A 23,025-nucleotide genomic window follows, 5' to 3' on the forward strand; every position below is an offset into this window, starting at 1 on the left:
TTAATTCCTCTCCTCTTCTAAATCAGCCAAAGCCTCTAGTGATAATGAATGAGCATGTTGCTGCTTTGACTCTAAAAGTTTGGTTGTCGCACGCAAAACTCGCTTGACCGTCTCATCATAACCCAAAGCTAAACTAGCACGCAAGCTCACAACGTCATTGTAAGTACGACCAAATTCTAACTTATCGGCCAAATAAACAAGTTTATCGACTAAAGTAGCCTGGGCACGCAAAGTTGTATGATAATACACCGCCTCGATAATTGTTCGATTCGTACAACCAAACTCTTTAGCTAAAACATGAGCTGCAATTGGACCATGCTCAATTTTGCTATTAATATCTTCTTCAGTCAGTTTCGCTTCCACCTCTTTATAATTAGATAATTGGCTATACTTACAAGCATCATGAAAAAGACCAGAAATGACTACTTCTTCACAAGTCTGTTTTTGCTCATCTGTCAAATTTATATTTGCAAAATTCAGCCAGGGAGCTTCTAAAATGCGCTTAATCTCGCTTAAATTAATAGCCTTTTTCGCTTCTATCTGATATTTAGCAATCAACAAGGTAAAAGCAAAATACATGACATTCAAGCAATGTGATTGACGTTTCCAAGGCAAATTTTGTAAATTGTAGTTAATCAAGCGATTAACGAACCTAATTGTTTCTTCAGACAAAATGCTACTTAGATTAGGCTGCTGATACAGGCGATTTTGGGCAATGAAAGCTAGCTCATTTTTGCTCAAAAAATTAGCTTGCAAATTGGGCATAATTTCTTTTAAATCAGGCAAATTGTAATAATTATTAATCTCACTTGCAATCAGACTATAAGCTTGTGCATACGGTACAGATTTTAATTCTGTTCTTAGTTCAGCTGAACTTATGTCTGGCATATCTACGTTCATAAGCTCGATCCTGGCCTTGTACTTAGAAACTAACTTATCGCGTAAACTAGAAGCTGCTTGCATATAATGTGGGCGACTTACAACAAATAATGTTGCTACTTTTAGAATTTTTTCCACCTGATACCAGCGTTCGAAATCTTTCAACAGATCAGAACCACCTAGCAAAACAAGCTCACACTCAGAATACAAAGTTTGCAACTTTTCTAATGTATGCCAAGTATAAGATGGCTCATTTGCCTTAATCTCCCAGTCTAAGATTTCCAAGCGCTTAGCCTGATAAAATTCCTTAATCTGCTCCTGTTCAGTCTTAGAGATATAGCTAAAATCTTGCTCCAAATCTAATAAATCTTCGAAAGCCAAGTCAATCAGCTGCCATCTATAGCAAGCTGCTACCTGCTCAGATTGTTGCTTAAAAGGCGAGCAATAAGCTGGCATCAAAATGACTTTGGAAACGTCTTTCAGTTGACAAGCTAAACTGATTAATTTCAAATGACCCAAGTGAATTGGATTAAAGCTACCACCAATCAAAACTATTTTTTGCATGTCGTTAAGCCTGCTTTTTGCTGCAGATAAGCATAAACAAAGGGTTTCAAATTGCCATCCATCACACCTTCAACATCAATATCTTCATATTCTGTGCGATGGTCCTTGACCAAAGTATATGGGCAGAAAACGTAAGAACGAATCTGTGAACCCCAGGCAATGTCTAACTGTTCGCCTTTCAAATCATCGATGGAAGCTTTTTGCTGTTCCAAAGCCAATTTGTATAACTTAGCTTGCAACATCTTCATAGCCGTTTCTCTGTTCTGGATCTGGCTACGCTCAGCTTGGCAGGCAGCCACAATACCAGTTGGTAAGTGTGTTAAGCGGACAGCTGAATCGGTTTTGTTGACGTGCTGACCACCTTTACCAGTTGAACGATAAGTATCAACTCTCAAATCTTCGGGGCGAATTGTAATTTCAATTGTTTTATCAAGTTCTGGTAAAACTTCGCAAGAGGCAAAGCTTGTATGACGTCTACCAGAAGCGTCGAATGGTGAAATACGGACCAAGCGATGCACGCCATGTTCAGATTTAAGCCAGCCATAGGCATGTGGACCTGAAACGCTAAAACTGACAGACTTAATTCCAGCTTCTTCACCTTCAACCAAGTTAAGTTCTTTGCATGTAAAGTTCATTTTTTCAGCAAAACGAGTGTACATACGATACAGCATCAATACCCAGTCTTGCGCCTCAGTTCCGCCAGCACCAGCATGCAAAGTCAAAATTGTATTCTTATCATCTAGCTTATCAGTGAACAAAGTTTCTAGCTGTAATTCTGTATAAGCATCCTGCCAGTCTTTCAAACCTGACTGAACTTCCTCTAACAACTCTGTCTGCTCATTTGCCTCGCTTACTTCAGCCAAATCTAGGCCAACTTGTAAGTCATCCAATTGCTGACCTAAATTGAGAAAGGCTGACTGTTGCTTTTTCAAATCAGTCAACTCTTTTTGCAAGGCTGTTGCCTTAGCTATATCTGTCCAAAAGCCCTCTTCCTGACTTCTAGCTTCCAGTTCTTCAATATAATTACTTAATGTGTCAATTTTTAACGCAGCCTGCAAAGGTGCCAATTTGGCCCGATCAGCTGTCAAAGTTAATTGTAATTCGTGTGAATCAAGCACTAATTTAATCCTTCCTTCTCTTCAACTAAGCTTGTCGTCTTACCAGAGCGCTTTAGGTAATCTACAGCTTGACTTATAAGCCTGTTTAAGTCAGCCAATTGCTGTTTTGAGCGATAGAAATTGCTAGCAACTTCTTCAGCTTCTTTAGTTAAATAAGCTTCCTTACTAATACATAAGCCGTCTTTAGCTAAGGCAGCCTGCAACTTTCCAGAAATAATCTGCAAATTCTTACTTAACAAAGCAGCTTTTTCTTCCACGTTTTGGGTGGATACAACTGGCTCTGCTTGAATAGGTTCAGCTTCAGCTGGCTTAGTTTTAAGTTCTTTAGCTAGTAAGTTATCAATTGGTTTTTCAAGCGGTAACTTCTTGTCTAATATATCTGACTTAAATGACTTAAATTCCTGGCTGAACAAGGCTTTTTCCAAATCTGACTCACCAGCATATTCACGCTTAATCTCAGCCATGAATCTGGCTTTCTCAGCTTCTGTGTATAACGGGTAAACCAGATTATTCAACTTCTTTAAGAAATTACCCAAATCCATAATGCCCAAACTTCTAATTTGTGGATAGAAATATTCAGACAAGTAAAGATAGTAAATGAATAAGCAGCGCAGGCAAACAGCCATATAAACGGTTCTAACAATCGCCAAAGCCAAATTAAGCAAAATGCCACTTGGCAAAATAGTGATAATAACAAGTTCTGGCACGACTTTGAACATGAAATGCAAGCAAGTAAAAGTCAAAAGGAAGTTCAGCTTAAAGCCTTGCATCAATTGTCTAGAAACGACAAAAGCTTGCCCTAAGTTGTAGTCGTAATCAATTAAAACTGTTGGCACAAACAGCGCCTGAGTGATTATGAACAAGCTAAAAGCAATGGCTATTGTTGGCAACATGCTAAATATGTGCACAAAGGCAATCACTGTCAAACTCACAAGTAATAAAAAAGCTAAAATGGTCAATAACTTCTTAAAGAAGCGTTTGCAAACAAGCTGCCACTTCATCTTTTTGTAGCAAGCTATCTGCCAAGCCAAAAAGAAAATACCAGTTAAAAGCATTAAGACATCTAGGCCAAAATCACTCAAATAATAAATCATATTAGCCCGGCTAAACAAAGACAGCAATTGTTTGGAATCTAATAATTTCTGCAATGCCAGCATCATATTCTGCCAATCAAGTTCAGCCAACTGATCTAAGACTTTAATTCTCGGATCTCCTGGTGGGAACTGATAAAACATGAATAAAGCTAAGCCGAGCAAAACGATATAAAGCCTACTTCCCTTTTTGCTTGGTAATTTATCAAACTTTAAACTTTCAAAAACGATACTAAACATGACTCTCCTTTGCTTGTGGATCTAACGCTAACACCCGTGGTAAATCAGCTAACAAAGCTTGTAAAGCTTTAGCGCGATGACTTATTTTATTTTTAAGCTCAGCTGGCATCTCAGCCGCTGTCATGCCATACTCAGGCACATAAAAAATCGGATCATAGCCAAAGCCATTATCACCTTTAGCTTCAGCGCTAATTTCGCCATGAAATTCACCCGTATAGCCAAACATATCACCCCAAGGGCAAAGCAAACAAAGGCTGCAAACGAAGTGAGCCTGCCAATGCGTAGGAGGAACTTGTCTAGCGGCTAATTCTTGCCAGATCAAAGTGAATTTCTCAGCATAAGTTGCATCAGCTCCGCCATAGCGAGCTGTATAAATACCTGGTTTGTCGTCCAAAGCTGTCACACATAAACCTGAATCATCTGCCAAAACAAAAGCATCAGGATAATATTGAAAGATATTTGCAGCTTTGATCTTGGCATTCTCATAAAAAGTCGTGCCAGTTTCATTGACATTCTCCAAATAATTCAAATCAGCTAATGAATATATCTGCCACGCAAAATCTTTTAGGAGTGTCCTAAACTCCCCAATCTTGCCCTGATTGGTGCTAGCAATAATTAATTTGCGCATACATCTTTCCTTTCATATCAGCCTAAAACAGACATTATTAATATAATACCAGTTTTCTCAGCTTCTAAATACTATTCAGCCACTGTTTAGGATAGAGAGTTTTGACAAAATCCTGACCTAATTGGAGCCAGCAAGCTGCATAGTTATCAACTGTTAGAAGCACATAATGCGTCTTAGTTGGCCAAGAGCTTGCTAAATAAGGTGAAACGTCTTCTTTGAGCAAACTTTTACCTTCTAAAATCTTTGTATAAAGCTCATCTGTCGCACTTGTTTTAACTTCATATTGGCATTGGCCTGTCGTAAATAGCAAAGCCCAGTTATGCGATGGGGTAAATTTGCAACCGTTTTTGAATAGCTTAATTTGCCCTAACCAGATACCCTCGCTCAAAACATGAATTTTGGAAGCTCGCTTGCTCTTATTATTCAATTCTGCTAAACCATAGCTATCCAAATCTATTAGCCACTCAACAGACTCGCCCACTAATTTAAAGTATGGGAATTTAGTAAACAATTCAACATATTGCTCAGCTACTTCTTTTTCGAAAGTTGTCTCTACAAACTCAACTAATAATTTCTGCAAATTCTTAGAAGTTAGAGTGAGTGTTGGAAGTTGCTTAGATATAGAAGCTTTGCCTTTTTTAGGCTCATCTTTATGTTTAGGTTGAAGAATTGTCAATTTAGGCTTACTTGCATAGGCATGCAAATCTTGCCAGCTTTGGTTAGCTAATTCTAAATCACCTTGTTTCTGCAACAAGATGGCAAAATGGCCCTCACCATAACCAGCTTGTGGGAAAATTCTTAAGCCTTTTGTAAGTTCCTGACAGCCACGATATGGAAAAGCTGACTGTAAGCCAGCTGCTTTTTGCATAAATTCTGGCGCTTCTAAAACACTTGCGTCAGCATACTTATGTAGAAAGTCATAAATTACCGCTTCATTCTCAGCACAATTAAAAGTACATGTTGAATAAACCAGTCTGCCACCTCTCTTTAAAGTCTGCCAAGCAGCTTCTAACAAACTAAGTTGTAAATTATGAAAGGCAGCTGGATCTTTGCTCATGCGCGCCTGCAAAGCCTTATGCTCACGGCGAATCATGCCTTCACCTGAGCAAGGCACATCTAGGACAACGGCTGAAAAATAGGCTTTTAGCTCTTTGGCTAAATCATTCAAATCGGCATTGACTAAGACATTGTGCCACACAGCAAGCTCATTCAAATTCCTAAGCATTATCTTTGATCTACTTAAGGCTAAATCATTCGACAAGAGACAGCCACTGCCTAACAAATCGCTAGCTAACTTGCCAGACTTGCCACCTGGCGCTGCACAAAAATCAGCTACTGTCTCATTAGGTTCTACATGTAATAAATTAGCTGGCAGCATGGCTGAGCTTTCTTGTAGATAATACAAACCAAGCTTGTAGGCTTGACACTTGGCAATTAAATCATTGGCAATAGTTGGCACATAAAAGCCATCATCAGCCCATGGCACAGCTTGCCAAAGACCCTTAAACGGAGCAAACTCTGGCCAATTATTGAGAAAGTCTAAGCCTGCTTGCATTTTTTCTTTTCGCGTAAATGACTTAGTCATTTGCACTAAAGGCCCCTGTTTTTGAAGCTTGAGAAAATTAAGGCGAATTGCTCTTTTAACTTCTCCTGTACGAGCCAAAGCTGAGGCTAAATCAGCCATAAATCCTGCTTCTACATATTCAGCTAATGATTGCTCTAATTGCGCCAAAAACTCTGTCAATAAGTTATTCATAATTTAATCTTCTTTGTTGTTCACTTCCAAATGATAAGCCAACTTATAGGCTAAACGTTTAATAGCATCTTCATCAAAAGCACTTGGCCAATCTAAGTGCTCAATTGCTTCCACTGGTGTGTATTTAGAACCTAATTTTAGTAAGTTATAGAAAGCTTCCAACCGCTCATCGCTAGTTTTGAATTTGTCAGCTTCATCCCAGAGCATCAAGCCCGATAATTCCAACAAAACTTTTAGTTGTTGATCAAACGATTCAGCCAAAAGCTCATTAAAATTGCACGGCAAAATAAATTCTGAATAACGTTTTAGGCCTGGAAAATAAATCTCATGCAAGCTACTATACAAGTTACGACTTAAAGTAAGTAAATCGTTACTAGCTTGTGGATTAACCAAATATAATTGTTCCTGTAATTCTGTCAGCAAGCAAATATGCAACAATTTTTCCAAAATTTGCATAACACGCTTGTAGAAATAACTGCGACCGAACAATTTTTCGCTAGTTGGAAAGCAAAGGCTCTCTAAGACTTGACTTGCATACGACTTAAAAACAGTATCAGGCAATTCATTTTCAATTAAGGAACTATCTGTTTTGTTCACCAACGTAAAGCTCGTGCTTACAAGACCTTGATATAGCTCGACCCAATCGGTAATATGCGCAAAGCTATGCAAACAAACTAAAGTTTGACGCCAATTTGCTAAATATAAGCCATTCAAGCTTAATTTCGTTGCCCGTGTTTTGTAGGGTGTACCCTCGCTATCAATGCTATTAACAGCTAGTTTAACGCAACCTTGTTCCTTAAGCTCACCAAATGACGCCAAATCAGGCTCAGAGAAAGTAGCTGTAATTAATTGCTGAAAAGCTTTAAACATACTAGCTTGGTTTTGGAAACTTAACCAACCGTTTTGATAAAGCCCAGCTTTTACTAACAGACCTTTGTATAACGGCACTAGATATTTTTGCACAGCTTGGCGAATTTCCCTCAGCCTCTCAGCACCTAACTCGGATCTGGCTGCAAGTGAAATAGCTAGCTCTCCGTAGTTGTTATAACCTAATAATTTGGCTTTCCTAGTTCCTAAAGCTAAAAGTTCATTAAACGATCGATTCAAATCAGCTAGTTCTTTGGCACTTAGCTTGCCAAACTGCATAGGTAAGCATAAAAGTTCATGTCTTATTCTTTTAACTATCTCAGACTGTTTGGCATTAATCTTAAGCGTTGCATCTTGTTTTAAGAAGTATTGCATCTGCAAATCTAGTAAATAACGTTTGCCAGTTAATTTTGCTAACTCGCCTAAATCGCCACGTAAGATGCTAACCTTAGCGCCTAAGTAGGCGTGCTGCAACAAACTCATGCTAGCTTCATAGTACGCAAGTTCCGTCTGATAATAGCTATTATTATCTGCCTTAACTTCAGCTTGAAAAATCAAGTAGCTGACATTTTCATAATATGCCCGATATAATTCATCGCATTTTCGAAGCAATAAGTACTTGTCCGAAGCAGAATTAGCCTTAGCCAATTCTTGAGCTAAATTGCTGAAATGCGCGGCCAATTTAGTCATATCAACCCTTTGATACTTAAAATCGCTCAAAGCTTGCCAATTATTGCCCTCTTGCCTAGTTAAAGCAGACACAGCCGTCATATATTCTTCCTTACATCCGTTCAATCTTAGCTAAGCCTAAAATCTTGAAGCCATTTTCAAGGACTTGGCAAGTTGCTTGACAGATAGCTAAGAGAATCTGCTTCTGCTCAGCTTCAGCAGTCAAAATATGGTTATTCGTATAGAAGCGATTGAAAGCACGACAGATATTGTTCAAGCTACGGGTCAAAACAAATGGCTCATTCTGTTGAATTGCACTCTGCAAAACTTCCTTGTACTTAGACAATTCCTTAACTAAGGCATAAGCACTTTCATCTACGGCAAAATTGCTGAAATCTTCTAGTGTTAATGTCAAAAGTTTTGATCCCTGATCAGACTTTAGCACCTTATCAGTCAAATTCAAATCAAAGGCTTTGCGTAAAATTGATTTAGCACGTGCATAGGTGTATTGCAGGTATGGACCTGATTCACCTTCAAAGCTCAAAATCTCTTTCCAATCGAAAACAATATCACGCTCACGGCCACTCTTTTGGAAGATATACATAATGGCAGAAACACCGATTTTCTCAGCCGTATCTGCTATCTCCTCATCTGACATTTTGTCAGCGCGATTGGCGTTATTAGCCTCGATAATCTCTTTTGTCTTGTTGACAGCCTCATTCAACAAATCTTCTAGTAAGACGACTTTGCCCTCACGAGTTGAGAATTTGGCATCTGGGAATTTAACTAAGCCAAAGCCAACATGCACACAATTATCAGCAAAGTCATAGCCTGCTTTCTTCAAGACAGCGAATACTTGTTTGAAATGCAAAGCTTGTGGCGTACCAACGACATAGATGTTTTTGGCAAAGTGCCAACGCTTGTAACGATACATGATAGCAGCCAAGTCACGGCTAGCATAAATGGTTGTACCATCAGATTTCAAAACTAGGCACGGTGGCAAATTCTCTTCGTCCAAGCGCACAACCTGTGCCCCTTCTGATTCTTCCAACAAATGCTTATCTCTCAAATCTTGTACGACAGCTGGAATTAAATCACTGTAGAAGCTCTCGCCATTCCAACAATCAAAATCAACATGTAAACGTTTGTAAATGCGGTTGAACTCAACTAATGACAAGTCCTTAAAACGCTGCCAGAGCTTCGTTTCGTACTCTTTACCAAGCTCCAAATTTTTAAAGCGTAAACGTGCCTCTGTGTCCAAGGTGCTGTCTAACTTAGCTTCTTGATGGAATTTGACGTAAATGCGCAAAAGCTCATTGATCGGATTTTGCTCCAAAGCTGCCTCATCACCCCATTTTTCATAGGCCACAATCAGCTTACCAAACTGCGTGCCATAGTCACCCAAGTGATTCAAACGCACTACATTGTAGGACTGTGTTTCGTATAATCTAGCCAAACTTGCACCAAGAATGGTTGTAAAGGCGTGGCCAACATGGAAAGGCTTAGCAATATTAGGTGAAGAATATTCAAGTAAAACTGTTTTGTCTTTGCCTAAATCTGTACAGCCGTATTTCGTTTGTTCTTGATTGATAGTATGTAAGTTACTGTACAAAAAATGCTTACGATCAAAGAAGAAATTCAAGTATGGGCCTTGCACCTTGATCTCACTGATAAATTCCGGCAAATTCGCCTGCAATTTACTAGCCAAATCAGCAGCAATCATTTGCGGAGCCTTGTGCCAGGTCTTAGCTAAATTGAAGCAAGGAAAAGCTGCATCGCCTAATTCCATCTTAGGTGGAGCTTCCAAGCAATTTAAAATAGTCTCTTCATCCATTTCAGCATACGGTTTAATAGCTTTAGCCAATAATAACTTGTAGTTCATACTTTCTCCTCGGCAATGTGGTAGCCGTCAATATTTTCTTAGACAATTTGCCTGATTAATTTTATAATCATAAAGAATATGATTTATTATAACAAACTTATCAGCAATACCGCATAGGCGCTCTCATGAAACTGAATAAGCTTTGGTTAACATAGAGGTTATAATGACTGATTTTACTGATACAAATAAAGATGACTTAATCAACAATCGCCCACGCATTGCTAAAACTAGCTGGTACAAGGGCAAAATGCCTCGGACAAAGGCACAACTTTTGGCTGAAAGAAAAGCCGAAGCGGCCATCATGGACAAAAATGCTGTGGAGCAACAAATTAATAACCGTGAATCAGCTCCAGCACAAGTGCCCTCTCAAGCTGCTTCTATGAATCGCCATAGTTCAATCAAATATGTGCTTGCTGTAACAAGCGGTAAAGGCGGCGTTGGCAAATCAATGCTCGTCTCTACTTTGGCTGTTTCATTACAAAATTTAGGCTTAAAAGTCGGCATTTTGGACGCTGACGTTACAGGTCCATCTATCCCGCAAGCTTTCGGCTTACAAGAGCAAGCCTACGCTTCTTCCTTAGGCTTAATGCCAGAAGAAAGTGATAATGGCATTAAAGTTATGTCAGTAAATTTGATTCTAGATAATAAGAGCGATCCAATTGCTTGGCGGGCGCCGATAATCAATACCGCTATCAAGCAATTCTGGTCAGATGTGGTCTGGGGAGATTTGGACATTCTGTTAATTGATATGCCACCTGGAACAGGTGATGTTCCTTTGACTGTCTTTCAGGCCATTCCGATTACAGCAGCCATTGTCGTATCATCGCCACAATTGTTAGTACAGACGATTGTCGAAAAGTCAATCAAGCTCTTAGACAAACTCAAAGTGCCACTGATGGCAATTGTTGAAAATTTCGCTTACTTTGAGTGTCCTAATTGCAATTTGCATACTGAATTATATGGGCCATCACAATTAAAGACGTTAAATGCTGATAATAAGGCTAATTTGACATGGCAAATTCCAATTTTGCCAGACTTAGCTAAGCAAATTGACGCTGGCACTATAAGCAGCTATCGTAATGACCATTTCTATAATTTGGCTCGGCAAATCTACGCTTGTTTGCAAGATAATTACGGTCAACTTAATCAAGTGTGAGTTAATTAGCAAAATTCAAATCAATATAAATGTTGATGACTGCTTTCACGCGACTTAGAGCCTCACGTACGAAATTGTATACTTGGGTTGGCCAACTGAAGTTATAACTATCAGCTGGGAAGCCATAAGCTCTGAGCTCTAATTTGCGTGCCAAAAAGCAGGCACGTGGTAAATGATATTCGCTTGTAACGATTAACAGAGTCTCATTGGCGTAATTAGTTTGGTAGTTTTGACAAGATTTCAAAGTATTGATCCCTTCTTTGTCGAGGATGATTTTTTGCTCATTGACACCCAATTTATGTAAATAATTAGCCATAGCTTTAGCTTCATCATAATTCTTAGCATGGCTACCTGAAACAATTATCTTTAATTCTGGCTTATCCTCTACTTGGCTATTTGAGCTATTTGTTTCAACACAAGCTATACATTTCAAACTATTTGTCTGTTGCTTGGCTTGAGTAAGGTAAATATAGGCCTGATAAGCTGCATCTAGACGTTGTTTTAATAAGGGTGATACAGTCCCATCTGGATATACTCTCGCACCTAAAACCATAATCTTGTCCACATTCAGGCCAGAAAGTGATTGTAAATCAGGTTCAATGTAGGGTTTGCTTAGTTTATGGACAAGTGAAAATGCTGCTAGGCAAAGCAGGCTAACTAAAAAAGTTAGGCATACAAATAAAGCAAGCAACCTAGAGATTACTCGCTTTAGATGACAATTGTATTTTCTAATACGCCCTAACATTATTTCTTACTTTTGGAACAGGAAGAAGTCTTCTTAGTAGTTTTGCTCTTGCAAGTTGTTTTCTCACTTGCTTTAGCTTCAGCCTTAGCTGCCTTGGCTACCTTAGCTGCTACCTTGACGCTTATCTCTTCTTCATCAGCTTGCAAAATCTCGCCAGCTCTCTCTGCTCCCAATATACGTTGCATCCACTCTGTTGCATCTGCCAGAGACAAGCTCAACAACGTTTCCTTAGGATATGGTGACAATGAACCACCCAAACCATATATAAAGTAGTCATGAGCCGCCTTACGATACAGACGCTCTTCAAAGCCGTCAGCTGAACAGTATTGACCGACAATCTGCTCACCTATCATTTGGCTCTTTTCAGTATCATAAACTTTGGTTCCGATCTTAGTACGCATAAGCGCTCCCTCTATTAATCACAAATATTATCCGCAAATATCAATAACTTGCGATAAGTTAATACTAAAAATATTCTTGTGTACTGACAAGCTTTTGCGTAAAATTTCATCATTTTATACAAATTATTCACTTACTTTTCGCTCAATAAATAACAAAAGCCACAGTCAAAGCTGTGGCTTTAATATTCTCTAAATCGAAACTCAATTACTGAGCTTGACGGTTAAGGGCTTTTTGCAAACGAGAAACACGACGTGCAGCTGTGTTCTTGTTCATCTTACCTTGACCAGCTAACTTATCAATCTGCTTCTGTGCTTCACGAACTAAGTCTAAAGCGCCTTCACTAGCTGTAGAAACGGCAACATGGGCTTTCTTGATGGCCGTGCGAACTTCGCTCTTCTTATTCTTATTGACTTCAGTCTTCTTTTCATTGATACTGACGCGCTTGATAGCTTGTTTAAGATTAGGCATGTTTTACACCTCCTTTGTTGACGTTACTAACATAAATGCTGACATATTATAGCACCTTGCTACAAATTTGGCAAATTAAAGTCGGTAGTTTGACAGTTGAGAAACGAAGTGAAAATGTAAACATTCGGAAAATTAGGGCTAAAAGCCCTCTTTTTTTGTCAAATTTCTATTCGTATTGGCAACAAGACCACTACAATATCTGTTGAAAGACTTGGTAGTATCGATGAAATTAAAGCTAGATGTGGTGACCAAGATCCTATTGAATGGGCTAAAGAGTATACGCGCAAACTAACTATCGCTGAAAAAGATGCTAATAAAGGCATTTTGCTTAAATATTCTGCTTCCTTTCTTATCGACAAGAACATTCGTCGTTCTTGTAATGTTGGCTACCTCTTCCTTAAAGATATTTACTACAGCCTTGCTTTAGACAAAATCTGTAACGCTATTTCTGAAAAATACAAATTCTCTTATGACCTTAACGACATCTTTTCCATGCTTGTTTATTCAAGAATTATCTCGCCTGGCTCTAAGGTTTCTTCGCTTGAAAGTTCTAAATTATTTTTAGAACAGCCTAAATGTGAATTACACCAAATTTACGGGGCGCTTGAATTTATTTCTAAAGAAAATGATTTCTTCCAATCCACTCTTTATAACAACTCTCTAAAACTCATTCCTCGCAATAGTGACGTTCTCTATTACGATTGCACTAATTATTATTTTGAAATTGAAAATGAAGATGACTTTAGAAAATACGGTATTTACAAGGAACACCTCCCTAATCCTATTGTGCAAATGGGAATGTTTATGGATGCTAATGGTATTCCTCTGACATTCTCTATGTTTAACGGCAACCAAAATGAGCAGCCTTCTATGACTGCTCTTGAAAGAAAGGTTGTTAGAGATTTCAATACTTCTAATTTTATTGTCTGTACTGATGCTGGTCTTTCGTCAACAGACAACAGAAAATTCAACAATATTCAAGGCAGAAAATTTGTTTGCACTCAGTCTATTAATAAGCTCAAAGGTTTTATTAAAGATTTCTGTTTAGACAATGATGGCTGGCATTTACCTAATAGCGACAGGAATTACAAATTAAACGAAATTAATGAGATTGCTGATTTTGACAAAATTTTCTACAAAGACAGATGGATTAACGAAAATGGCCTTGAACAGCATTTAATTGTCACTTATTCTGTGAAATACCGTGATTACCAACGCAATATTAGGCAAAAGCAACTCGATAGAGCTTTTAACTTGGTGAATTCTAAAGCTAATTTAGAAAAAGCTAAGCCTAACGATCCTAAAATAGCTGGCCAAAGTCAAACGAGCAACTTAAAAATGCCCATAAACCCACTAAATAAGCCAACTTTTCTAACATGTAAAGCATAATTTACATAGAATCACATTAAATCCAGTTCAGAGATATCTGCTTCACAGCAATTTGTAATAATTTTCAAAGCTGTCTTTAGGCCATCGACAGCAGCCGAACTTATACCGCCAGCATAGCCAGCGCCTTCCCCGCAAGGATACAAGCCCATAGCTGAAACTGCCATCAAGGAATCTTTGTCACGTTCAATTCTAAGTGGCGCTGAAGTCCTTGTCTCTGGGGCAATCAAATTACTCTTGCTAGAAGCAAAACAGTGCATTTGCTTATTCAACTTTAAGATGCCTTTCGCTAGCGCCCTGGTTATTATAGCTGGATATAATTGACTTAAATCCTTTGCCACTACCCCTGGTAGATAACTTGGCTTAACATCTAATTGGCAAAGTTCGTGTAAGACTTTATCAGCCTTAACAACTTGTAAATTCTCAGCAAAGTCAGTTTCTTTGAATAAGGCCGCTTTATCTACTTGGTTCAAACTCTTTTCGACAAAGTCACACACTTTCATATATGGAGCATTGTATGAGCCTATCATCTGATATGCAGCCTGTTCAACTTGAGCTTGGAAATTCATCCCGGCAAACAAATCTTCGCCAAAATCTTTGCTATTAACAGCACAGATAACAGCTGCATTGGCATTTTCGGCTGCTCGCTCCTGATAACTCATGCCATTTACACAAAGTGCGCCTGACTCAGATGCACTTGCAATTACCTCGCCACCTGGACACATGCAGAAAGTATAAACACGCCTTTCTTCGCCATCGACATCAACTTTACATGCCAAATGATATTCAGCTGGGCCTAATAATTCTGTGAGCAAATTCTCATAATCAGGGCCATACTGCACCAAATTAACAGCTTTTTGCTTCTGTTCAATACGGAAGCCTACGGCAAACGCTTTAGCGCTTAACTTCTGACCTTTAGCGTACAAAAGATGATAAAGGTCTCTAGCACTATGCCCTGGGGCCAAAATAAGTTGTGTACAAACAATTTTCTCACGAGTTGAATCAGCCTTTTCAACTGTAATTGAGCGTAAATTGGGCTCTAACTCAATATCGACTAACTTCGTGCTAAATCTAACTTCGCCACCTAAAGCAATGATATGTTGCCGAATTTGCTTAATTATTGGCCTTAGCTTGTCTGTGCCAACATGCGGATTTTGCCGCCAAAGAATACTCTTATCAGCTCCAAAACTAACTAATACATCCAAAACCAAGCTTAAAAGGTCATCCTTGATTCTCGTACCTAATTTGCCATCTGAGAAGCAGCCTGCGCCACCTTCACCGAACTGAGCGTTGGAATTTGGGTTGAACTTGCCTTCAGTTTGTAAAAGTTGAAAATCTTTAACGCGCTTGTCAATTGCCTCGCCTCGCTCTATGACTATTGGTTTTAAGCCTGCCTCTGCCAACAATAAAGCAGCAAAGATGCCAGCTGGGCCAAAGCCAACAACAATCGGTCGCTTAGAATCTGAATTTGCAAGATAGGCTGCACTTCTCTCTCCAAAAGCGCTTAATTTGGCCTGCACTTTTGACCAAACATAATTCGCCGCTTCACAAGTGACAATATTCTTTTCTAGTAATTGCCGTAAAAGTGTATGACCAGCTATCTCTTCCAAATTAGGCAAAGCCAACTTGTAAATAAAGCTAGCTTGCATTTTTTTGCGCAAATCAAGCGAACGCTTAAGCACCGTATACTCAAGCTTGACTAGCTCTTTTTTGGCCAACATCGTTAAAAGCTTTTTGTGCAATTCCAACTCAATTGCTTTGCTTTCACCTAGTTGCTTAATTTTATCAAGACTAACTTTTAATGATCCGATTGTGTAATTCTGTTTTTTTTCACTCATGTTAATTATGATATGTTATTTAAGGCAAAAAGCAAAGCCGACACAGTATTATCACTATGCCGGCTTAAATATTCTGCCTAATTCAGTCAAGCTAATAGGGCTATTTAACCTATATAGCTTATTTAGCTGTATAAGCAGCCATTGTGATGTAGTTGTAGGGCTTGTTGAAATGTGGCAAGAAGAAAATATCTGTCAAAGCTAAACGATCAATCGTGATTTTCTCTTGAATAGCCAATGAGAACAGATGGATACCCATGCTCATATCGTACTTAGAAGCCATCTGGCAACCAATTACTTGGCGATTGTCTTTGCGATAGACGATACGAATCTTAACTTTCTGATTCTCAACTTCCATGAACTCAGGGCGTTGCAAATCTTCGAAATCTGTATACAAAGCTTCGATACCTAACTTCTCAGCTCGTTCAGCTGTTAAACCAGTTGAAACCATCTTCAAGTCATAGATGTTGATACCGTTAGAACCCTGAACACCGATGGACTCAATCTTGGTGCCACCAACATTATGAGCTGCTACTAAGCCACTTCTAACAGCATTAGTTGCTAGAGCAATATAAGTCCAAGCCTCTTGAGCGTTATCATAAATTGTAGCGCAGTCGCCAACGGCATAAATGTCTTTATCACTTGTCTGTTGATGACGATCAACAATATAAGCACCGTTTCTGAATGTTTCAAGTTGGTCACGCATCAAGACTGTATTAGGTTTGAAACCGATAGCCAAAACAGCCATATCGCAAGCATGTTCAGCTTTATCTGTGACAACTTTGGTCAAGATGCCATTTTCGCCAGCAAATTTGACAATTTTTTCATTGAAGCAAAGCTCAATCCCATGCTCTTCTAAGTTTTTATCCATCAAATCAGTAAATGGACGGTCATAATATGTAGATAAGGAACGATCGGCCATATCGATTAACTTAACTTTTTTGCCATGACGTCTGAAAGCTTCTGCTAGCTCAACACCAACATAGCCAGCGCCAACTACAGCGACTGTTTCGATCTTTTTGGTAGCTAGAGTGTCAATTGCTAACTTAGCATCTTGATAAATTTTAACGTGTTGAACGTTTTCTAAATCCAAGCCTTCAATACCTGGAGGATCAATTGGCAGAGAACCTGTGGCTAAAATTAATTTGTCATAGGAGTCAACAATCTCCTTACCACCCTTTAAGCGAACCTTTACAGTTTTGGCCTTAGGATCAACGTGCAAAACTTCAGCTTCCATATACACCTTGGCACCATTCGCTGTCATTTTCTCAGGGCTGTTATAGAACAAGCCATCGCCGCGACTGATTTGGCCACCTATCCAAAGGGCCATACCGCAACCTAAGAAACTGATATTGTTGTTACGGTCATAAACTGTAACTTCACAATCTGGATATGAAGAAGTCAAAGTGTTAATTGCAGCTGTACCAGCATGATTAGCACCAATTACAATAACTTTTGTTTTTGCCATACTTTCTCTCCTCTAATCTAATCAGGCTATTAAATAGCTCTAATCCCATATCTATGGTTTATAAATGATTATATTATTATCAGTATAATATTTCTGTGATTTCAGTCGCTTTTTCACAAACAAAAATTTACTATTATGTATTAAATTAGATTTACATTATCCAATGCAAAAAATTTGCAAACTAAGGCTCATTTTGCAAACTAAAGGTAACCTAGACATTTGTAATTTCATGCTAAAATTGCACTTAACAATTGGAAAGGATATGTCATGGCCATTTTCAAAAATTCTCGTCCCTTAGCTAGTGTTTTAGCAAGCAGTCTGTTATTACTTTCAGCTTGTCAAATTCAAGCAAGTACCTCGATTAAAATTGACCCCTCTTCAGCACAAGAAGCTAAAGAGCCTAGCATGACTTACGGTGTAAAAGATAACTCGATCTACGAACAGCCTAAAGTCGTTCGTTACAATCCTTATACAGGTGACAAAAAAGTTATTTTCGAAGCACCTCCTACTCCTAGCAATTTGAATCAACCAGCAAGTGATGATATAAGTGACGAGGATATTCCAGTTCCCACCTTGCCCAAAGTTGAAATCAAGCAGCGTCTCTCAGCCAAACTAGCTGATGTGTATGGTGAACAGCGTAGTGCCATGTTCGATGCCCAAGTAGCAAGCTTAAATTTGCAAGAAAGAAAGGCTGTCGATGCGCTTAGGCACATTATCACGGCGCCATTTGCTAAGAATAATACAATCGTTACGCCTTTCTATCTGCCATCTTCCCTATCTTCAACTTGGATAGCTGAACGTTGCTATTATGAACTTAGTCATGAATTAAAAGATAGGCAAGTTAAATGTAGTGCCTTGGCTGACTTAGCGCAAAAACATTGGCAATACACCCCAAATTGGGCTAGCGTCAACAGTCAATTCATCAGCTACGATGCCTCTAAACAAGTGTTTAATCTAAAAGATGCAAACGCCTGGTCACAAGCACGCTTCTTAGGAACTGACTTGATTGACCTTTCTATAAAGTCCAATGCGGACAATTTTTATATAACAGCACATGAAATTAGATATGAAAGCCTTAACAACTTATTGAACAACAATGAGCAAAAATCCATCTTGCGTGACGCTGGCATCATCACTTGTGGTGATTGGTTGATTGGTTATTATGACAATCGTTTTCCAGAGACGCACGTCAGAAATGGCGGTATAATTTTTGCTAATTATTATTGGCTAGATGCTACATGTTATGAATTAGCAGCTGATAGCAACAAAAAAGACTATTATTTGCTCGGTAAAAGCATGGCCATTGGTAATAGCGATAACAAAAGCTATAAGCCACGTCCTTGCCAACCAGTAGCAAGCAAAAGTATAAACTTCCTACCAGCACAATTGAATTTGAAAGCTAAGGAACATTATCTAGCCGCTGCCTTACCTAAGCGCCCGCAATTCAATGAACAAGTTGTGGCAAGCTACACTAGCAACGACAAATTGCTTTACTTGAATATCCCATTCAATAACTATGTACTAGCTTTCAGTTTAGATAGAGAAAATGCTAAGAAGCCAGCTTTCATTCTGCAAGCGAAGTTAAAGGCAATGAATTAAATTAAAGCTTGAGCTATATACTCTAAGGTGCATGTGGATTTGGGCTCTAGCTTTATGCGATCTTGCCACTTCTCCAAATCACAAACTTGGCCATCTAAGCCAACGGAACTGGACCATGGCTCTAGGCAGATAAAGTCGCTACCTGTAAGTGGCTGATAAGGTTGCCAAACGCCCAAAACTGGCAAATTAGAACTTAGGTGTAAGATAGCTTTTTTAGTCTTATTATGAACGAGCTCAATTTCTGTGCCATTTGTTTGGAAAAACCAACACTGATCTTCGAAATCTTTAACCTGCCATGCCCATAAGTTATCTTTTAATGCCATATTTAAGTTAGCTAAAAGCAATTGTAAACCACTTAAATAACTAAGCTGCAAGCGTTGAACTTGCTCTTTGTGTGGAAAAGCAAGCGCAAAATCATTAAGTTGACCTAAATTTTCAGGCAATTTAAAAGCCGGATGGAAACCAGCGGCACAATAAAGCGGCGTCTCTTCCAAATTATAAATTTTTAGAGCTTGTTTAAGTTTGCTACCAGCTAGGTAAAAATAAGCTTCTAGTTTGAACCTAAACGGATAAAGCTCAAAATCTGCTTTAGTTGATGTATATGTTAAACATAGGCAAGCTTCATTGGCGTGCTTATAACTTTTGGCTGCCTCATAAGTAAATTCACGCTCTCTGACAAAGCCATGTTTGGGCATCTTATATTGCTCATGCTTGTAAATATAGCTCTGTTCGTGTAAGCCACCTACAAACGGAAAAAGCAAGGGAGCTTGCCCTTGCCATACATGATCAGATTGATGTAGCCATTCTTGTTTCTTAGCTGGCTGCCAGCTTGTAAGTTCAGCACCCAAAGCCTTGACAGCTAATTTGGCATTATCAGTTTCCAGCGTATAAACTTTAGCATTCACTTGCATCAATTAAGCTCCCTTGTTTGCATTTACAGCTCAAGCTGATTTCTTAGAAAGTTCAGTAGCTAAGTTGTTGACCGTTACCATCACTTCTTGCCAAACATCGTTGATGAATTTGACAATTCTGTCCCAGAATCCAGCTGCGACAGCATCTTTGTAGAATTGATCGAATACAACTTGTAACTTGTTACCCAAAATCTCTAATTGCTCACGCACAACTTGTGAACTCAAAGCATTAGTGTTTTGGAAGCCCTCAAATACTTGTGTTAATTGTTCAATTTGTTCTGGCTTAACGATGTTGCCAATTTTGTACTTGTTTAAGTTTTCGTTGATCAACTTAGCAATTTCTGAGCTTGCCAATTTGCCACCAACTTTAGCTGCCTTACTCTGGATAGCTAACTTCGTATCCAAAACAGCTCTATCCAAGCTAGTTGGATTGTAATTTGGATTTGCAATATGGCTTTGGTTGATTGCATTGACAGTCTTTAATTCAGCTTGTGAAGCTTGCATTTGCTTAGGATCGAAATTTTCGCCTTTCAACTTAAATGCCTTGTAAACACCTGTCAAAGCTGACTCACCAGTAACTGGACGCATAGAAGCAACCATAATCTGACAATCATGCACACCAGCTGAAATTGCAGCATTGGTGTAAATTGCATCTGTGATTTGGGTAATGTTTTGTGGTGTCACGATTTTGACACGGACGCCATAACCTTTTTCCCGCTTCTGCACAGCTACAGATGAAATCATATCGCTGTCGGCTGCTGTTGAACCTAAGTATTGGTACAAATCGCTACTGTCGACGCTTGTTTCACCAAGAGCTTGGACATTGCCAAGGCCAAACATCTCTCTTGTTCTGCTAATTTCATCAATTGACAAAGCAGCTCCATAAACTACAACTGGTGTCTTCCAGACTTTCTCATATTTGTTAGCATCTTTTTCTTGCTCTTTAGCTAAAGCAGAATTATCAGCTTGGCTCTCTGTAGCCTTAGCTGTAGTTTCAGAAACAGTCTCACTACTAGCTGTTTTTGCTTCTTTAGTCTGCTCTTTTTTATCAGAGTTGTCTGAAGCTGTTCGCTTTTGACCTAAGACAGGTTGTGGGTCTTTTTTATCGCCAACATTTGCTTGGTCAAGAGTTTTTGCTTGTTCGCCTGCTTTTTGTTCGCCTGCTTTTTGTTCGTCTGCTTTTGGGGCTTCTACAGTCTTTTCTTCATTATTTGATGTCTTGTCTTCATTTCCTACTACTTTGGCTGGTTCGTTGGACTCAGCTGCATACAAATTAGCAACTGGTGTTAAGCAAAGTAAAGCTGCTAATGTTGTAGCTGACAAATTTCGCCATAATTTTTGTTTATGCATATAAACCTCGTTTCCGCACGTTCAAACGATTTAATATATTCACTAACGTGCTTTTCCTCAAAGGCATATTATAGCCGTTTGCAAGCTGAGTACTAAACTTTAGCTACGAGCTTTATAAAAATTCTACAATTTTTTCATATTTGCTGTTTAAGCTTCTGGCAAACTATAAATATTTTTCCACTTATGATAAAGCTCTTTAAACATATCGGGATTTTCTTCTTTTAACTCCAAAGCAAAGGCATGTACACCAAATTCATTCAAATTAGCTTCCAATGTCGACATGGCAATGGCTGAGCAATGGTCGGATGTTCGCTCCAAATCGCTCGTAATATCATTCATGATAAAGCCTAATTCAATCGTGCATAAGCCAGATTGCAGGCGTTTAACATGGCGAATTTTGATTTTGCGGTCAAGATAGTCAACGACTTCCTCTAACGGTTCAACTAATTTAGCCCGCTCAGGATCTTGTGTACTAAAAACGGTGAACGTGGAATCCATAATTTTCAAAACAGCCCGTTCCAAGACGTGTAATTCTGCATCGGCTTCTTTGGAAAATTTTAACTTTTTGCTATTCATCTCAGATGCAGCCTTGGCAATATGCAAGGCTCGGTCACCAATTTGCTCAAAATACGACAAGCACTGCATGACCATCGTCAAATGATTGTTGTCGGCATCTGACATTCTGTGAGTAGACAACTTGAGTGTATATTTAACTAAGGCATCTTCAATTTTGTCGGTCAAAGCCTCTAGCTTAATAACTGTTTCATATTCAGATTCGCTATAGTTATCGATCAAATAAATTGCTTTTTCAATGGCAAATTTGGCATATTGGCCCATAGCCAGGGTCGTTGTCAATGTCTGTTGTACCGCAAAAGCTGGTGTATTCAAGAAGCGATCGTCCAAGGCCTTAAGAATCTCTTTTTCATTCATAATGTCAGAATCGTTCGCCCTTTTATCTGGCAAAATCCGCTCAACAACCTTAAGTACCAAAGGCATAAAGGCATAATGTAGACAAGCATTCAAAATATTGAAACTTGTATGGAAAATCGCAATTCCAACTGGTGTAGCTAAGTCATTTAAGGTAGATGGTGTATAGAAATATGTAAGTATATAAAAGGCGCTGCCTAAAATAGCAACGCCATCTATCTTAAAAAATAAATTTGTCAACGCTACACGTTTACCATCAGTAGAAGCACTCAAAGAAGAAATCAAAGCCGTTACGCAAGTACCGATGTTACAACCTAGAATAACTGGGATTGCCAAATTGTAATCAAGTAAGCCTGTCACGGCAAAAGCTTGCAACATACCGACGGAAGCTGAGGAGCTTTGGATAATAACCGTAATTACAATACCAAAAATGATGGCTAATAATGGGTTATTCAATCCCAACATAAATTCAGCAAAAGCTGGCGAATCTTGCAATGGTTTTACAGCTGCTTTCATCACGTCCATACCGTACATGATTAAAACAAAGCCTAACATGATAGAGCCAATATTATAACGTTTGGTATTTTTAATAAAGACGACAAAGATGACGCCAACCACTGCCAATAACGGCAAATAGCTTAAAGGGTTCAAATACGTCAATAATGAAGTACCAGCTTCTTGCCCTTTGTTCAAAGAACTCAAAGATAAAAGCCAAGCGGTAATGGTTGTTCCGATATCAGCGCCCATACTGACGTATAATGCTTGAAGTAAACCCATCAACTGAGAGTTGACCAAACCAATTATCATAACGATAGTCGCCGCACTAGATTGAATGATCATAGTGACTGCTAAGCCCAATGTCAAAGCTTTCCAACGACTTGAAGTTAATTTTTCGAGTAAAACCTGTAGTTGATTACCAGCTAAACGAGTTAGGCCGCGGCCCATAACGTGCATACCATAGAGGAAGAAAGCAACGCCCCCAAGCAAATCCAACACTCTAAAAAAATCCATCTACTCACCTTATACAATTGTTCAGCATTTGTGTATCTAAAATCATGAGCAAATCATCTGCCATATTAATCTA

The 23,025-nt window shown here is 38.9% G+C and carries 18 protein-coding genes; 3 read left to right on the forward strand and 15 right to left on the reverse strand.

The features are described 5' to 3' along the window. From PYS62_RS05020 to argS, 7 genes are all read right to left on the reverse strand, one after another. Positions 1 to 1,443 (reverse strand): adenylyltransferase/cytidyltransferase family protein, encoded by a 1,443-nt coding sequence (locus PYS62_RS05020; protein WP_066712488.1) that lies wholly within the window; start codon positions 1,441 to 1,443, stop codon positions 1 to 3. Beyond that, a complete protein-coding gene (gene prfB / locus PYS62_RS05025) occupies positions 1,431 to 2,561 on the reverse strand; it encodes a peptide chain release factor 2 (RefSeq protein ID WP_082714251.1) in 1,131 nt (376 codons plus the stop codon). Before prfB ends, PYS62_RS05020 begins: the two co-directional genes overlap by 13 nt. Next, positions 2,561 to 3,892: a hypothetical protein gene (locus PYS62_RS05030; protein WP_066712489.1), complete on the reverse strand. Its 1,332-nt coding sequence runs from the start codon at positions 3,890 to 3,892 to the stop codon at positions 2,561 to 2,563. The genes prfB and PYS62_RS05030 overlap by 1 nt, the downstream gene beginning before the upstream one ends. Next, complete coding sequence (rdgB, locus tag PYS62_RS05035) at positions 3,885 to 4,520, reverse strand: RdgB/HAM1 family non-canonical purine NTP pyrophosphatase (protein WP_066712492.1); 636 nt, start codon at positions 4,518 to 4,520, stop codon at positions 3,885 to 3,887. Before rdgB ends, PYS62_RS05030 begins: the two co-directional genes overlap by 8 nt. Before the next feature lie 64 nt (positions 4,521 to 4,584). Continuing rightward, entirely contained in the window at positions 4,585 to 6,276 is a 1,692-nt protein-coding gene (locus tag PYS62_RS05040) for an RsmB/NOP family class I SAM-dependent RNA methyltransferase (protein WP_066712494.1), read from the reverse strand. Between the two features lie 3 nt (positions 6,277 to 6,279). After that, entirely contained in the window at positions 6,280 to 7,914 is a 1,635-nt protein-coding gene (locus PYS62_RS05045; RefSeq protein WP_066712496.1) for a gluzincin family metallopeptidase, read from the reverse strand. Positions 7,915 to 7,924: 10 nt separating this feature from the next. Beyond that, positions 7,925 to 9,694, reverse strand: a complete 1,770-nt coding sequence (gene argS, locus PYS62_RS05050) for an arginine--tRNA ligase (protein WP_066712499.1) — start codon at positions 9,692 to 9,694, stop codon at positions 7,925 to 7,927. 163 nt (positions 9,695 to 9,857) lie between these two features. Here argS and PYS62_RS05055 point away from each other — a divergent pair, with 163 nt between their 5' ends. After that, positions 9,858 to 10,850 carry an Mrp/NBP35 family ATP-binding protein gene (locus tag PYS62_RS05055; RefSeq protein WP_315573946.1) on the forward strand — a complete coding sequence of 331 codons (993 nt, stop codon included), beginning with the start codon at positions 9,858 to 9,860 and terminating at the stop codon, positions 10,848 to 10,850. A 1-nt stretch (position 10,851) separates the two neighbouring features. Here PYS62_RS05055 and PYS62_RS05060 read toward each other — a convergent pair whose 3' ends face one another. The 3 genes from PYS62_RS05060 to rpsT form a co-directional block, all read right to left on the reverse strand. Further along, positions 10,852 to 11,595, reverse strand: coding sequence for a SanA/YdcF family protein (locus PYS62_RS05060; protein ID WP_066712502.1), 744 nt, complete (start codon positions 11,593 to 11,595; stop codon positions 10,852 to 10,854). Further along, positions 11,595 to 11,996: a hypothetical protein gene (locus tag PYS62_RS05065; protein ID WP_066712505.1), complete on the reverse strand. Its 402-nt coding sequence runs from the start codon at positions 11,994 to 11,996 to the stop codon at positions 11,595 to 11,597. Before PYS62_RS05065 ends, PYS62_RS05060 begins: the two co-directional genes overlap by 1 nt. Before the next feature lie 205 nt (positions 11,997 to 12,201). Continuing rightward, entirely contained in the window at positions 12,202 to 12,465 is a 264-nt protein-coding gene (gene rpsT, locus PYS62_RS05070) for a 30S ribosomal protein S20 (protein ID WP_066712508.1), read from the reverse strand. Positions 12,466 to 12,660: 195 nt separating this feature from the next. Here rpsT and PYS62_RS05075 point away from each other — a divergent pair, with 195 nt between their 5' ends. Continuing rightward, positions 12,661 to 13,854: an IS1634 family transposase gene (locus PYS62_RS05075; protein ID WP_452038989.1), complete on the forward strand. Its 1,194-nt coding sequence runs from the start codon at positions 12,661 to 12,663 to the stop codon at positions 13,852 to 13,854. Between the two features lie 11 nt (positions 13,855 to 13,865). Here the strand turns inward: PYS62_RS05075 and PYS62_RS05080 are convergent, their stop codons facing one another. Continuing rightward, positions 13,866 to 15,689 carry an NAD(P)/FAD-dependent oxidoreductase gene (locus PYS62_RS05080; protein ID WP_066712515.1) on the reverse strand — a complete coding sequence of 608 codons (1,824 nt, stop codon included), beginning with the start codon at positions 15,687 to 15,689 and terminating at the stop codon, positions 13,866 to 13,868. 118 nt (positions 15,690 to 15,807) lie between these two features. Beyond that, on the reverse strand, positions 15,808 to 17,154 hold the full coding sequence (gene nox / locus PYS62_RS05085) for a H2O-forming NADH oxidase (protein WP_066712517.1): 1,347 nt from the start codon (positions 17,152 to 17,154) through the stop codon (positions 15,808 to 15,810). Between the two features lie 267 nt (positions 17,155 to 17,421). Here nox and PYS62_RS05090 point away from each other — a divergent pair, with 267 nt between their 5' ends. After that, the gene (locus tag PYS62_RS05090; protein ID WP_066712520.1) at positions 17,422 to 18,753 is read left to right on the forward strand and encodes a hypothetical protein; all 1,332 of its coding nucleotides are present in this window, start codon (positions 17,422 to 17,424) and stop codon (positions 18,751 to 18,753) included. On the opposite strand, the gene PYS62_RS05095 is transcribed toward PYS62_RS05090, so the two are convergent. The 3 genes from PYS62_RS05095 to PYS62_RS05105 form a co-directional block, all read right to left on the reverse strand. Continuing rightward, positions 18,750 to 19,664, reverse strand: a complete 915-nt coding sequence (locus tag PYS62_RS05095) for an aldose epimerase family protein (protein WP_066712523.1) — start codon at positions 19,662 to 19,664, stop codon at positions 18,750 to 18,752. The two genes, PYS62_RS05090 and PYS62_RS05095, sit on opposite strands and share 4 nt — an antisense overlap. 30 nt (positions 19,665 to 19,694) lie before the next feature. Next, entirely contained in the window at positions 19,695 to 21,014 is a 1,320-nt protein-coding gene (locus tag PYS62_RS05100) for a DUF1002 domain-containing protein (RefSeq protein ID WP_066712525.1), read from the reverse strand. A 147-nt stretch (positions 21,015 to 21,161) separates the two neighbouring features. Then, on the reverse strand, positions 21,162 to 22,952 hold the full coding sequence (locus PYS62_RS05105; protein WP_066712527.1) for a Na/Pi cotransporter family protein: 1,791 nt from the start codon (positions 22,950 to 22,952) through the stop codon (positions 21,162 to 21,164). Positions 22,953 to 23,025 lie beyond the last annotated feature (73 nt).

It is taken from the genome of Amygdalobacter nucleatus (assembly GCF_029167365.1).
GTDB lineage: Bacteria > Bacillota > Clostridia > Saccharofermentanales > Fastidiosipilaceae > Amygdalobacter > Amygdalobacter nucleatus.

Coding starts and splice junctions, on each gene's coding strand:
- PYS62_RS05020 (WP_066712488.1), bottom strand. CDS start 1,443: ATGCAAAAAATAGTTTTGATTGGTGGTAGCTTTAATCCAATTCACTTG.
- PYS62_RS05030 (WP_066712489.1), bottom strand. CDS start 3,892: ATGTTTAGTATCGTTTTTGAAAGTTTAAAGTTTGATAAATTACCAAGC.
- rdgB (WP_066712492.1), bottom strand. CDS start 4,520: ATGCGCAAATTAATTATTGCTAGCACCAATCAGGGCAAGATTGGGGAG.
- PYS62_RS05040 (WP_066712494.1), bottom strand. CDS start 6,276: ATGAATAACTTATTGACAGAGTTTTTGGCGCAATTAGAGCAATCATTA.
- PYS62_RS05045 (WP_066712496.1), bottom strand. CDS start 7,914: ATGACGGCTGTGTCTGCTTTAACTAGGCAAGAGGGCAATAATTGGCAA.
- argS (WP_066712499.1), bottom strand. CDS start 9,694: ATGAACTACAAGTTATTATTGGCTAAAGCTATTAAACCGTATGCTGAA.
- PYS62_RS05055 (WP_315573946.1), top strand. CDS start 9,858: ATGACTGATTTTACTGATACAAATAAAGATGACTTAATCAACAATCGC.
- PYS62_RS05060 (WP_066712502.1), bottom strand. CDS start 11,595: ATGTTAGGGCGTATTAGAAAATACAATTGTCATCTAAAGCGAGTAATC.
- PYS62_RS05065 (WP_066712505.1), bottom strand. CDS start 11,996: ATGCGTACTAAGATCGGAACCAAAGTTTATGATACTGAAAAGAGCCAA.
- rpsT (WP_066712508.1), bottom strand. CDS start 12,465: ATGCCTAATCTTAAACAAGCTATCAAGCGCGTCAGTATCAATGAAAAG.
- PYS62_RS05080 (WP_066712515.1), bottom strand. CDS start 15,689: ATGAGTGAAAAAAAACAGAATTACACAATCGGATCATTAAAAGTTAGT.
- nox (WP_066712517.1), bottom strand. CDS start 17,154: ATGGCAAAAACAAAAGTTATTGTAATTGGTGCTAATCATGCTGGTACA.
- PYS62_RS05090 (WP_066712520.1), top strand. CDS start 17,422: ATGGCCATTTTCAAAAATTCTCGTCCCTTAGCTAGTGTTTTAGCAAGC.
- PYS62_RS05095 (WP_066712523.1), bottom strand. CDS start 19,664: ATGCAAGTGAATGCTAAAGTTTATACGCTGGAAACTGATAATGCCAAA.
- PYS62_RS05100 (WP_066712525.1), bottom strand. CDS start 21,014: ATGCATAAACAAAAATTATGGCGAAATTTGTCAGCTACAACATTAGCA.
- PYS62_RS05105 (WP_066712527.1), bottom strand. CDS start 22,952: ATGGATTTTTTTAGAGTGTTGGATTTGCTTGGGGGCGTTGCTTTCTTC.